The sequence below is a fragment of the Pseudomonas sp. GXZC genome, assembly GCF_026967615.1.
Classification (GTDB): domain Bacteria; phylum Pseudomonadota; class Gammaproteobacteria; order Pseudomonadales; family Pseudomonadaceae; genus Aquipseudomonas; species Aquipseudomonas azotoformans_A.
Map to the genome: position 1 here is coordinate 126517 of NZ_CP114115.1, position 13025 is coordinate 139541.

The 13025-nt window shown below is 59.3% G+C and carries 10 protein-coding genes; 6 read left to right on the forward strand and 4 right to left on the reverse strand.

The window, feature by feature from the left end; all coding sequences use genetic code 11:
* Positions 1-10: 10 nt before the first annotated feature.
* From OZ428_RS00620 to OZ428_RS00635, 4 genes are all read right to left on the reverse strand, one after another.
* A complete protein-coding gene (locus tag OZ428_RS00620) occupies positions 11-3388 on the reverse strand; it encodes an amino acid adenylation domain-containing protein (RefSeq protein WP_269132442.1) in 3378 nt (1125 codons plus the stop codon).
* Positions 3385-4332, reverse strand: a complete 948-nt coding sequence (locus OZ428_RS00625; protein ID WP_269132443.1) for a diiron oxygenase — start codon at positions 4330-4332, stop codon at positions 3385-3387. The genes OZ428_RS00620 and OZ428_RS00625 overlap by 4 nt, the downstream gene beginning before the upstream one ends.
* Positions 4329-5087: a DUF3050 domain-containing protein gene (locus OZ428_RS00630; protein ID WP_269132444.1), complete on the reverse strand. Its 759-nt coding sequence runs from the start codon at positions 5085-5087 to the stop codon at positions 4329-4331. The genes OZ428_RS00625 and OZ428_RS00630 overlap by 4 nt, the downstream gene beginning before the upstream one ends.
* 318 nt (positions 5088-5405) lie before the next feature.
* On the reverse strand, positions 5406-6116 hold the full coding sequence (locus OZ428_RS00635; protein ID WP_269132445.1) for a GntR family transcriptional regulator: 711 nt from the start codon (positions 6114-6116) through the stop codon (positions 5406-5408).
* Positions 6117-6483: 367 nt separating this feature from the next.
* Here OZ428_RS00635 and OZ428_RS00640 point away from each other — a divergent pair, with 367 nt between their 5' ends.
* From OZ428_RS00640 to OZ428_RS00665, 6 genes are all read left to right on the forward strand, one after another.
* A complete protein-coding gene (locus OZ428_RS00640; RefSeq protein ID WP_269132446.1) occupies positions 6484-7377 on the forward strand; it encodes a TauD/TfdA dioxygenase family protein in 894 nt (297 codons plus the stop codon).
* Positions 7378-7391: 14 nt separating this feature from the next.
* Complete coding sequence (locus tag OZ428_RS00645) at positions 7392-8417, forward strand: ABC transporter substrate-binding protein (RefSeq protein WP_033900084.1); 1026 nt, start codon at positions 7392-7394, stop codon at positions 8415-8417.
* A 1-nt stretch (position 8418) separates the two neighbouring features.
* Positions 8419-9270: an ABC transporter ATP-binding protein gene (locus OZ428_RS00650; protein ID WP_033900086.1), complete on the forward strand. Its 852-nt coding sequence runs from the start codon at positions 8419-8421 to the stop codon at positions 9268-9270.
* 11 nt (positions 9271-9281) lie between these two features.
* Positions 9282-10130, forward strand: a complete 849-nt coding sequence (locus OZ428_RS00655) for an ABC transporter permease (protein WP_269132447.1) — start codon at positions 9282-9284, stop codon at positions 10128-10130.
* A 324-nt stretch (positions 10131-10454) separates the two neighbouring features.
* The gene (locus OZ428_RS00660; RefSeq protein WP_061434791.1) at positions 10455-11375 is read left to right on the forward strand and encodes a LysR family transcriptional regulator; all 921 of its coding nucleotides are present in this window, start codon (positions 10455-10457) and stop codon (positions 11373-11375) included.
* Positions 11376-11477: 102 nt separating this feature from the next.
* The gene (locus tag OZ428_RS00665) at positions 11478-13013 is read left to right on the forward strand and encodes an MFS transporter (protein ID WP_269132448.1); all 1536 of its coding nucleotides are present in this window, start codon (positions 11478-11480) and stop codon (positions 13011-13013) included.
* The last annotated feature ends 12 nt before the right edge of the window (positions 13014-13025 follow it).

The following is a 13025-nucleotide window of genomic DNA, read 5'->3' on the forward strand; positions in this document are numbered from 1 at the left end:
CCTGAGGCGTTCAAAGAAAGCCGATGGCCTCGAGGTAGTTGCAGCCTTTACTCAACAGCTCCGGGTTTTTTTCGGGATAGTGGGCCCCCATCTGCTGGACACCCTGTCGCGCGTTGTCGTGACGAATCATTGAGGTGTCACCGATATCTTCGTCGAGACGGTCGAGATAAAAACCCAGCACGCCAAACAGTGCGTTGTCCTGGCTGACCGTTCGTAGCGACTGTTGCCATTGCGCAACGCTCACCCGCCTGAAACGGTGCCCCGCCCGGCTAAAGGCGTCCAAGTAATGCGCCCAGCTCAAAGGCTGCGGGTTTTGCAGGTTGAACACACTCCGATCGGCTTGAAAACGGTCGCAGTGGAACGCGATGAAACGAGCCAGAAAGTCCACTGGCATCAGGTCGAAGTTCAACGTCAGTCGTGGTAGCAGGCCCAATTGCAGTGATCCCTTGAGCATCAGCATCAGGCGATTTTTCTGCGGCTGGCAGACGCCTGTAAGGCTGTTGAAACTGATATTGCCGGGACGATAGATGTTCACCCAGGCCCCGCGTTCCACAGCGCGCCTCAATTGCCGTTCGGCGACCCACTTGGACAGGTTGTAGCCATTCTTGATGTAAAGCGGCAGCGTGGTCGCGGCGGGCGCTTCGAGGACATAGCCCTGGGCGTCGATACTGCTCGAAGCCGACAGCGTGGAGATGAAGTTGAAGACCTTCTTACAGTGCGTCTCACACAGACGCAGGCATTCGAGTATGGGGTCAACGTTGTCCCTGGCCAGTGACGCGTAGTCCTTCACGTGGTTGACCTGTGCCGCGTTGTGCACCAGCACGCCAAAACGTTTAGCGAGGGTCTCATAGGTATCGTTGGCCAAACCCAATCGAGGCAGGCTGACATCAGCTGCAAGTACCTGCACCCTGCTCAGGTCCAGATGCTCCAGACGATACTCGTGTAACGCTTGGGTGAATCGCGCCATTGCCGACTGTCCGGGTTTCTCGCGTATCAGGCACGCTATCTCGGTTGCTCCAGTGGCCAACAATGCTTCGACGATATGGACACCCACAAAACTGTTGGCCCCCGTAACGATCATTTTGTAAGGATCGCCCACGCAAGCCGCGGGCAGCGTGTTGAGTGGCCACTCTTGTTGAGCGTCGCGGATCGCCTGGCTGTAGGGGGCGTTGGGTGGTTCGCCGTTCTCCACCAATGTTGCGAGCGTACGAATCGTCGGCGCCTCAATGAAGTGATTCAGCGAGAAGCTGCGGCCGAATTGTTCGCGAAAGCGCAGTAAAAGGGTCGACAGTAAAATCGAATGGCCGCCCAGGTCGAAGAAGCTTTCGTCGATAGACAATTCTTCCACGGGTAACGCCAGCAGCTCGATCCACAAGCGGGTCAATTGGCTCTGAAGCGGGGTTTGTGCGGCGCTCCGGGCAGCCTGCAAAGTAGGTTGGAGCGGTATTGCCAGCAATGCCGAGCGGTCAATTTTTCCGTTGCTGGAACACGGCATGCGTGGCAGAACGTCCCAGAAACCGGGTCGCATGTAGTCCGGCAGCCACTGTCGCGCGTGTTGCTGCAGGGCCGGCATGGTAGCCCCAGGTTCAGGTTGGGCAACAAAGCCACGGATCCTGCGGTTACTGTCGATCACCACCGCCACCTGGCGGTACAACCGGCTGTTGCGCAAGCACTGTTCAATCTCCTGCGGCTCGACCCGAAAACCACGAATTTTCACTTGATCATCACGCCGCCCCCCCATCACGATCCCATCGGCAGTCCACTGTGCCAGGTCGCCGCTACGGTAGGCACGCAAGGGCTGGCCACCTGGGATTGCCAGCTCCACGAAAGGGCTGCTGGCCTGTGGTGGCGCGTTTACATACCCAAGGCTCACGCCAGGGCCGACGATATACACCTCGCCCATCACCTGTTCATCCACCGGTTGCCGGTGTTCATCAAGAATCAGAACCTGGCTGTTGGCGATGGGGTGGCCGAGATTGCGGTTGCTGTCACTGGGGCACAACGTCCGATGGGTGACCAGCACCGTAGCCTCCGTAGGCCCATAGAGGTTGTGAAGCTGGCACTGCTTCGCCAGATGCTCGATCACATGAGGTTCGCACACATCACCTCCGGTCAGCAGGTGCGTCAGGCCCAACGGTTGACCGAGCGGCAGAATGCTCAGCAGCGCAGGCGGCAGAAAGGCGTGGGTGACGCGCTGCCGATGGAGCAGATCCAGCAGTTGCTGAGGGTCTTGTCGTTGCTCTGCACTGGGGACAATCAACGTGGCACCCGCTATCAGGGCGGGGAAAATATCGATCAGTGATGAATCGAAGCTCAGCGGCGAGAACTGCAAGACGCGGCCCTGTTCATCCAGGCTCACGCAGGACCTGAACCATGCTGTGAAATGTGCCAGGTTGGCTTGGCTGAGCAACACGCCTTTGGGTTGGCCGGTGGTGCCTGATGTAAAAAACATCATGCAGGGCGCATCGATATGAGGGCGGACGTGCACCAATGGGCGAACGATGGCGGCGTCGCGGTGGTCGTTGATGCTGACATCCAATGAAGTCAAACGCCCGCGTAATGGGTGCTGGCCGGTATCCAGCAATACCCGAGCGCCTGCGATGTCGAGCATGGTCTGCTGGCGATGAGTCGGGTGCTCCGGATCCAGCGGGAGGTACACTGCGCCGCAGCCCAGCACCGCAAGAATGCTGGCATACAGTTCGATAGATTTTTCCAGGCACACCCCCACGACTGCTGGCGTCTGCGCAGTCTCCAGCAAGGGACGTAATTGTTGCTGGATTGCTGAGGCCCGAGCATGCAGGTGACGATAGGTCACTTCGCTGGCACCTATGTTCAAGGCGGCCCGGTCTGCGAAAGTGTAAAAACTTGCCTGCAACCGGTTGATCAACGGCAACCTGGCCTCCTCTATCACAGCAGGGTCTGCGGTGTGGTTGAAGCGGTGGGTGAATGCCAGCGCTTCCAGTACTTCCAGACCTTGTTCAGGCCAGTCATTGGCGACGCCACTCAGCGTGAATTGCCCAGGGTCGCGTGCGAAACCACTGACGTGCAGCGCAACCCATTCCACCAACGCATGCGTTACCTGCTGGCGGAGCCGCTGGCCATTACCACTGGGCTCGTCGGCGATGTTCAGTACCGCCACGAACTGTCGGTCAGGTCCATAGGCGCGCAGCTGAAGAGCGGGCAGCCCATAGCCGGTTAACGGGCCAACCCCAAGGCGTAGACTTAAGCCTGGCGTGTGATGATTTTGGTCTCGCAGCAACTGACTGCCGTCTTCGATCCACAGGTCGATGCCTTCATCACTCGAGATATGCCCATACTGTTCCAACTCCTGCCTGACAGCGCGCAAGGCGTTGCTGGCGCCGGCAAAGCTGATAGTCAGTCGCCTCATGCCACCCTCCCGGACGCTGGCAAGTAGTCGTTCAACGCTTGCGCCACACTCGGCGTTTGCAGCAAACCGCTGTGTTGCAAGAAACCAAGGATATTGGCCATCAATGGATGCTGACGGGTGATGGGGAAGGCCAGCGCCGCGACTTCATCGCGTAATGCACCGCGCAGGTGGTTGCTGATGTCGAGATGTTCGATCACGTACAGGTCGAAGTCTTTTTGCAGGTCGTTCGTCAGATACTGGGCCAGGAAAATCGGCAGCACCTTTGCAATGCTATTGCGGTCGTCCGCGCTCGCGGCCTGCCAGTACAAGCGTACGAGCCGTACCCAGAATTGTGCGTGGCGGCCTTCATCAAACAGGTGGTCGGCCATCAGGCCGCGGATGGAAGCTTTGACACTGGTGTCCTTGGAGAACGCGGCCACATCGTGAGTCACCGTGTTTTCGGCAATGGCCACCCCAATCAACGCGACGGCATCGCGCAGGTGGGCTGGCGCCTGTGCCTGTGCCGCCGGCAGTGCGCGGCTCAATTCGATTTCCCTCGGCAGTTCCAAAGGTTGTATACCGGTCATGGCCACGGTTTGCTGCAGGAAATCCAGCGCAACCAATGCGTGGTAGTCCTCGTCCACAACGACAGTCATTGCATCAACACGGCAGATCAGCGGGAAGTGCACCGAAAAGCGATTCTTGGCGATGCTGCGTGCAGTCTCGTCGACGATCTCAGTCTCGAATATCACCACGTCGTTGATGAATTTGTAGAAGCTCTGCACCAGTACGAAATCGCGCCACTGCGGGCAGTGTTCAAGAAAGGTCGCACTGAGTACCAAGGGCTGGCGGCACAGGGGATAGATCAGCTTGTCATCGCTCTCCAGCAAGCGGCGCGGGCGTGTGCGAATGGTTGCTCGGCGCTCCCAGTCGTGGGCAATGGGTTGGTAGTCGGTGGCGTTCATGGGTGCACCTCCTGCAGTGAGGCGCGAACCTCATCCCACAACGCGATACGCCCCTCCACGGCAGCGAGCGCGGCGTCGTTGGCCTGTTGCGGGTATGCCGGGTCAGCGTTGGTCAGGCGGTCGAGCAACTGCTCTGCCGCCGGGCCATGATCCTGGGTGTCCAGTTCGATGTGACGCTTGAGATAAGCGCACAGGGTAGGCGCCTGGCGATGGATGAACTCATCAGATTGCAGGATGCGCTCGAACATTCCTGGGATGACATGCTCGCGACCATGCAGGAAGGTGGCCGCCACACAATGGATAGGCGCATTTAGCGCAAGCTGCAATGTATCGCTGACGAAGCGAGCGACGCCGGGAAGAACCTCGATCGCCTGCAAGGCGGCAGTTGCTTCCAGGCCTTGACGTTGCAGCGCAACGAAGCGGTTGATCGACGAGGTATTGGCACCTACCTCCGCCATGGCCTCCAGATAGAGTTCGAAGTGGCTGCAATAGCCTGTCTCGGGATGCAGGTCTGATTCCTCACCCAGTATGACCTCATTGATCAAGCGCGCTGCGTGTGGGTCGGCAGGCGGTAGCCAGGGCAGGCGAGTGCAGGTCAGGTCCTGTTGCAGGCGTTTAGCGAGGGTCATGAAATCCCAGACAGAAAATACGTGGCTTTCCATAAAAAGTTGTAACTTCCGCAGGGAAGTTATTTCTGAAAATAACGAATGCCTGCATAACTGAAGTTTTGCTGTTTCAAGTAACGGTTGGTGCATGGTTGGTGCCTATAAGTTGCTGCGTCTGCTGTGAAAAACAGCAATGAGTATTCGTAGTTGGCAAGAGGATGGATAGCAGTAGGCCAGGCGCTGGCGTGCAGGAGAACTCGATATGAGGCGCTTCAACGTCTAGCGAAGTATCTGGGTTAGTAATAAAAGATAATAAGCGGATTAAACAGTTTGGCGGGTATACAAATGTGTTAGAAGTTTTGCTAAATAATATTTTATGTAAGTTGGTTGATTTGTTGGGAGTGGGAAGTTTCTTCGAGGCGGGGCGCCAACCGTTACCTAGTTCGCCCCGCAACAGGAGATGACGCCTTAGTGCGTGCCTTTCTTGGCGGGGGCATCCAAGCCGTTGAGATAGGCCGTGATCACCTCCATGCCTCGCATCAAGTGGTTACGCAGGGTCAGGATGCTTTCCTGGGTTTTTTTCTGCGCCACGAGGTTCAGTAGTTCGCGGTGATCTTCCTGGGATGTCTCGCCCAGCCCCATGGCCTCAAGGTTGTAACGCAGGAAGCGCTCCTCTTCGTTCAAACCGTGCTCCACCAATTTGAGCAGCCGTTGGTTCGGGGCTTTGCCATAAAGTGCCATGTGAAACAGGCGATTGAGGCGTCCTATCTCTGAGTAGTCTTTTTCTTGTTCGAGGGCACAAATAAAGGCCTCCGCTTCGACGATATCGGTGTCAGTGAGCAAGGGAATCGACAGGCGCAACGCTTCAGACTCCAGCAACATCCGCAGTTCATAGGTCTCGGCCGAGTTGTCTTCGATCAACGGAGCAACGACGGCGCCCTTGTGCGTCACTACATGCAGCAGTGACTGGGCTTCCAGCTGGCGCAAGGCTTCACGCACCGGCATGCGGCTGACCCCGAACAGGCTGGCCAACTCCTGTTGGCGCATGGCAGTACCACAGGGCAATCGACCATCCAGGATGGCGTTGCGCAAGGTTTCTTCAATTACGGAACGCGCGAGATGGGCGGGAATAGGTCCGCTGATCTTGATGCTGTTCAAAGGGGTCGGCTTCTGCGTCACGGTTACGCTATCCTCCTTATTCGAATGGACGTGGCTAATTGGATCCAATGCACACTAGAGACTGCCCGTAAGCTTGTCAAACGGGCACAGTTTCGGCTTGTAAGCGTTTCAACATAGCGCTCCCAGCGCCCACAGCCAGCATTTAAGGCGCCTTACGCATCCACGTTCATCCAGCCTGCTTCAAGCGCCGACAATTGCAGCATCAGGTGTTATGGACTGAACACTTTACTGCTGTAATTTATTCCCCAGGGCCAAGCAGCATGAGGTTGAGCCGGAACATTCCCGCATATCGATATTCATTAACGGTATTTAAATAGCCGTTCTTATATCTATAAAGTCAATCTCCTGTCTGACCGGGAGTGACCTCATGTCCGCCACCTCTACTGTTCCAACAGCGAACGCTACCGCCCAAACCTTCGAGATTCGTCCATTGCCCGGCAGCGTCGGCGCCGAGATCATAGGCTTGGACTTGTCGAGACCGGTCAACGACCAGGATTTTGCACGTATCCACCGCACGCACCTGGACCATCACGTCGTGGTGTTCCGCGACCAGCGCATCACCCCCGAACAGCAGATCGCTTTCAGCCGCCGCTTCGGTGTGCTGCAGATCCACGTGCTCAAGCAATTCCTGCTGGCCAACCACCCGGAAATCCTGATCGTCTCCAACATCATCGAAAACGGTCAATCCATCGGACTGGGAGACGCTGGAAAATTCTGGCATTCGGACCTGTCTTATAAAGAACTACCGAGCCTGGGCTCGATGCTTCACGCCCAAGAGCTGCCCTCTGAAGGTGGAGACACCTTGTTCGCCGATATGCACAAGGCCTGGGACCAACTGCCCGCGCATCTGCGCACCGCCGTTGAAGGCCGCAGCGCCGCGCATTCCTACACCGCGCGCTACAGCGAAACCAAATTCGAAGGCAACTGGCGCCCCACACTGACCCCCGAGCAGCTCGCCCAGGTCGCGGAAGTGGTGCACCCCATCGTGCGCACCCACCCGGAGAACGGCCGCAAGGCGCTGTTCGTCAGTGAGGGTTTCACCACACGCATCGTCGGTCTGCCGGAAGACGAAAGTCGCGACCTGCTGGCCCAGCTTTACGCCCACAGCGTGTTGCCGCAAAACATCTACCGCCACCCATGGCAGCCCCACGACCTGGTGTTCTGGGACAACCGCTCGCTGATCCACCTGGCCGCCGGTTGCCCGAGCCATCTGCGCCGCAAGCTGTTTCGCACCACCATCCAGGGCGACGCGCCTTTCTGATTCGGAGCACGACCATGTCCAGGAAAATACCCTTCGCACGGCTGGCCGCGACTGTCGGCCTGGGCGTCAGCCTGCTGGCTGGCAGCCTTGCTGCACCGACAGCCGCGCAGGCCGAAGGTGAGATCCGTATCGCCGAACAGTTTGGCATCGTTTACCTATTGCTCAACGTGGTGCGCGATCAGAACCTGATCGAAAAATACGGCAAGCAGGAAGGCATCGACATCAAGGTCGACTGGACTCAGCTGTCCGGCGGCGCCGCCGTCAATGACGCGCTGCTCTCCGGTTCCATCGACATTGCCGGTGCTGGCGTTGGCCCGCTGCTGACCATCTGGGACCGCACCCACGGCAAGCAGAACGTCAAGGCCGTCGCGTCCCTGGGTAACTTCCCGTACTACCTGGTGAGCAACAATCCCAAGGTCAAGACCATCGCCGATTTCACTGAGAAGGACCGCATCGCGGTGCCTGCGGTCGGTGTTTCTGTGCAGTCGCGCTTCCTGCAATACGCCGCCGCCAAACAGTGGGGCGACAAGGAATTCAATCGCCTCGACAAATACACCGTCGCCGTCCCGCACCCGGATGCGACCGCCGCCCTGATCGCTGGTGGCACCGAGCTGACCGGGCATTTTTCCAACCCGCCGTTCCAGGACCAGGCCCTGGCCAATCCGAACGTGCATGTGGTGCTGAACACCTACGACTTGCTCGGCCCGAACTCGCCGACGGTGCTGTTCGCCACCGAGAAATTCCGCAATGACAATCCAAAAACCTACAAGGCATTCGTCGAGGCGTTGACCGAAGCCGCGCAGTTCGCCCAGAACGACAAAGGGGCTGCGGCCGACACCTATATCCGCGTGACCAAGGCCAAGATTGACCGTGCCGAACTGCTGAAAATCATCGACAACCCGCAGTTCGAATTCAGCGTCACGCCCAAGAATACTTATCCGCTGGCGGAATTCCTCTACCGCGTCGGCGCTATCAAGAACAAGCCTGAATCGTGGAAGGACTACTTCTTCCAGGATGCCAAGCCCCTGCAAGGAAGTTGAGATGAACGCGCCCTTGCAAGGCCACACGGCCAGCAACCTGAACACCGCCTTGCCGTTACTGGCGGTGGATAACGTCAGCCTGGAATACCGCACCCCCGAGCGCGTGGTGCGGGCCACCCATCAGGTGAGTTTCGAGATCGATCCCGCCGACCGCTATGTGCTGCTCGGTCCGTCGGGCTGTGGCAAATCCACCTTGCTCAAGTCCATCGCCGGATTTATCAAGCCCTGCGAAGGTGAGATTCGTCTGCTGGGGCAAAAGGTCGAGCAACCGGGCCCGGACCGCATCGTGGTGTTTCAGGAGTTCGACCAGTTGCCGCCGTGGAAAACCGTCAAACAGAACGTGATGTTTCCACTGTTGGCCTCGAAAACCTTGAAGCGCGCCGAAGCCGAAGAACGCGCGCTGCACTACCTCGACAAAGTTGGCCTCACGGCGTTTGCCGACGCCTATCCCCACACGCTTTCCGGCGGAATGAAGGCCCGTGTCGCCATCGCCCGTGCCTTGGCCATGCAGCCGAAAATCCTGTTGATGGACGAACCCTTCGCCGCCCTCGACGCCCTGACCCGGCGCAAGATGCAGGAAGAACTGCTGCTGCTTTGGGAAGAAGTGCGCTTCACCTTGTTGTTCGTGACTCACTCCATCGAAGAAGCGCTGGTGGTGGGCAACCGTATCCTGTTGCTGTCGCCCCATCCTGGGCGCGTACGCGCGGAAATCCACAGCCATCAATACGACCTGCACAGCCTCGGAGGCGTGGAGTTCCAGGCGTCGGCGCGACGCATTCATCGCCTGTTGTTCGATGAAGCGCCCGAGGCCGAACGTGAGTTGGGTTTTGCTGATATCCGCATCGCGTATTAAGGGGAACATCCATGCGCCAGGAATATGAAATCACGCTCGAACCACTGCTCAGCGTCCCCGTGGAGCGCGAACTGCCCCTGCGCCAACGTCTGTGGCAACAAGGCTGGCTGCGCAAGGGCCTGATCCTGATCGTGCTCGCGATCCTCTGGGAAGCGGTTGCGCGTTATCAGAACAATGACCTGCTGTTGCCGAGCTTCTTGCAGACATCGGCCGCACTTTATGACGGCCTGCTCAGCGGCGAACTGCTGAGCAAGGTAAGCATTTCGCTGGTGGTGCTGATCAAGGGTTACCTGATTGGCATCGTGCTGGCGTTCGCCCTGACCACCTTGGCGGTGTCGACCCAACTGGGCCGCGATCTGCTGAGCACCCTGACCTCAATGTTCAACCCGCTGCCCGCCATCGCGTTGTTGCCGCTGGCGCTGCTGTGGTTCGGCCTGGGGCAGAACAGCCTGATCTTTGTGCTGGTGCACTCGGTGTTGTGGGCGCTGGCGCTCAACACCTATTCCGGGTTCCTCGGCGTGTCCGAAACCTTGCGCATGGCCGGGCGCAACTATGGCCTCAAGGGCATGCGTTTTGTGCTGTTCATCCTGATCCCGGCGGCACTGCCGTCGATCCTCGCAGGGCTCAAGATCGGCTGGGCATTTGCCTGGCGCACGTTGATCGCCGCCGAGTTGGTGTTCGGGGCCACCAGCGGCAAGGGCGGCCTGGGGTGGTACATCTTCCAGAATCGCAACGAGCTGTACACTGACAAAGTGTTTGCCGGGTTGGTGGTGGTGATCCTGATCGGCCTGCTCGTGGAAAACCTGGTGTTTGACACCTTCGAGCGCCTGACAGTGAAGCGCTGGGGCATGCAGCGCTGATTACGTGGAATCGTAAGAGTCGTCGTTTTTAAATAGGAATGGTTGCTCTTTGCCCTGTCCGACTTTGATAATCCCGCCCGAATTCGGCACAGTCGCCGTAGAGGCTGCCAGGCAATGGCGTTTCAAACCCCGGACGGTGAATGCCGACCAGCCAGCGGTGATCAACGCGCTGAATGAGATGATGTTTACGCCCGAAGAGCCCAGAACGAAAAGCTCTCAGCTTTCGTTTATGGAAACGACCACCTGCCCGCAACCTGAGGCGCTACCTGTAAAGCCTGCTACGATTGCGCTCAATTCACGCCCTGTTGATCACGAGTGCTTGGCATGCAACTACCGGACATGAACCTGCTGGTCGCCCTCGACGCGTTGCTCGATGAAGGCAGCGTGGTCGGCGCCGCGCGCCGCATGAACCTCAGCCCGGCGGCCATGAGCCGCACCCTTACGCGGATCCGCGAAGCCGTCGGCGACCCGATCCTGGTGCGCGCCGGTCGCGGCCTGGTGCCAACGCCCAAGGCCCTGCAGTTGCAAGGCCAGGTGCGCAACGTGGTGGAGCAGGCGGCGCTGCTGTTCCGTTCGGCGGACCAAGTGGATTTGAGTACATTGCGCCGTCGCTTCAGCGTGCGCGCCAATGACTTTTTCATCGGCGTGTACGGCGGTCGCCTGTTCGACACCATGGAGCGCATGGCGCCATTGTGCGAGCTGTGCTTCGTGCCCGAGGGCGACACCGACGACGAAGCCCTGCGTGAAGGCCGCCTGGATTTGCGTGTGAGCAACACAATGCCGGTCACCCCCGAAGTGAAGGTGCAGAACCTGTTCTCCACCACCTTCGTCGGTTTGGCGCGGGAAGACCACCCGTTGTTCGATGAAGAAATTACCGCTGCACGCTTCGCCAGCTATTCCCATATCAGCATCTCGCGGCGCGGCATTGCCCGTGGGCCGATCGACACCGCGCTGAATGCCCAGGGCCTGGAGCGCCGCGTGGCGATGATCGCGCCTGGCTTTCACGGCGCGATGTTCATGCTGCCCGATTCCGACCTGCTGCTGCCGGTGCCCAAGGAAGCGCTGTTGAGTGCCAATCGCCTGAAACTGCCCCTGCGCTCGTTCGCGTTGCCGATCTCGCTGCCGACGCTGGTCTTGGCCCAATCCTGGCACCCGCGATTCGACAAAGACCCTGCCCACCAATGGCTGCGCGAGACCATGCGCGAGAGTTGCCACGCCACCTGGCTTGAAGCGCAGCCAGTCTGATCATTGCGTCTGGCGCACTTATATCCTTCCAACAAGTAACTTTTTGTCATGTGTGTGCCTGATTAAACTGCTCAGGTATTTAACATTCCGAGTTACCTGTTCATGACGTCCCTCGCTGCCCCCACCCTTGCGGCCGCAGCCAAACCCACTGCCATGACCCCACCCGTATTCGGCCCGCGCATCATCGTCGGGCTGGTCGGCGTGTTGCTGGCGGTGCTGGTCTCTGGCCTCAACGAGATGGTCACCAAGGTGGCCCTCGCGGATATCCGTGGTGCGCTGTACATCGGTTTTGACGAAGGCACCTGGCTGGTCGCGGCCTACACCGCGACTTCCGTGGCGGCCATGGCGTTTGCGCCCTGGTGTTCAGTGACCTTTTCGCTGCGTCGCTTCACGCTGTGCGCCATCGGACTGTTCACTGTGCTCGGCATCCTGTGTCCGTTCGCGCCGAACTACGAAAGCCTGCTGGTGCTGCGCACTGTGCAAGGCCTGGCCGGCGGCGCGTTGCCGCCGATGCTGATGACCGTGGCCCTGCGTTTCCTGCCGGCCAACGTCAAACTGTACGGCTTGGCCGGCTACGCGCTCACGGCCACCTTCGGCCCGAGCCTCGGCACGCCGTTGGCGGCGCTATGGACCGAGTACGTCGGCTGGCAGTGGGCGTTCTGGCAAATCGTCGCGCCGTGCCTGCTGGCCATGGTTGCCGTGGCCTACGGCCTGCCGCAGGATCCGCTGCGCCTGGAGCGCTTCAAGCAGTTCAACTGGCGTGGCTTGCTGCTGGGCTTCCCGGCGATCTGCATGCTGGTCATCGGCATCCTGCAAGGCAATCGGCTGGACTGGTTCGAGTCGGGCCTGATCACCTTCCTGCTGTGTGGCGGCAGCCTATTGCTGGTGCTGTTCATGGTGAATGAATGGTCGCAGCCGATACCGTTCTTCAAATTGCAGATGCTCGGCCTGCGCAACTTGTCATTCGCCCTGATCGTGCTGGCGGGCGTGCTGATGGTGCTGACCTCGGTGATCATCATCCCATCGAGCTTCCTCGCCCAGGTCCAGGGTTACCGTCCGCTGCAAACCGCGCCGGTGATGCTGCTGATGGCGATCCCACAGTTAATCGCGCTGCCGCTGGTGGCGGCGCTGTGCAACCTGCGCTGGGTCGATTGCCGCTGGGTGCTGGGGATCGGCCTGGGCATGTTGGTGCTGTGCTGCGTGGGCAGTGCGCACCTGACCTCGGAGTGGATTCGCGACGATTTCTATGGCCTGTACCTGTTGCAGATTTTCGGGCAACCGATGGCCGTGTTGCCGCTGCTGATGCTTTCTACCGGCAGCATCCAGCCCATGGACGGGCCGTTCGCGTCCGCCTGGTTCAACACTATCAAGGGCCTCGCCGCCGTGATTGCGACCGGCGTGATCGACACGCTGACCACCCAACGCCTGCACTTCCACTCGACGATGTTGGTGGACCGCCTGGGTAACTCGCCCCTGGCTGAAGGCGACGCGCCGGGCCTGGCGCACCGCCTGCACGAGCAGGCCGTGGTGCTGACTTCTTCGGATCTGTATTACGTCATGGCTGCGGTCGCAGTGGCGTTGATCCTGCTGATTTTCTGGATGCCCACGCGGATCTTTCCGCCTCGCGCACCGACTTGATAGAAAGGACTG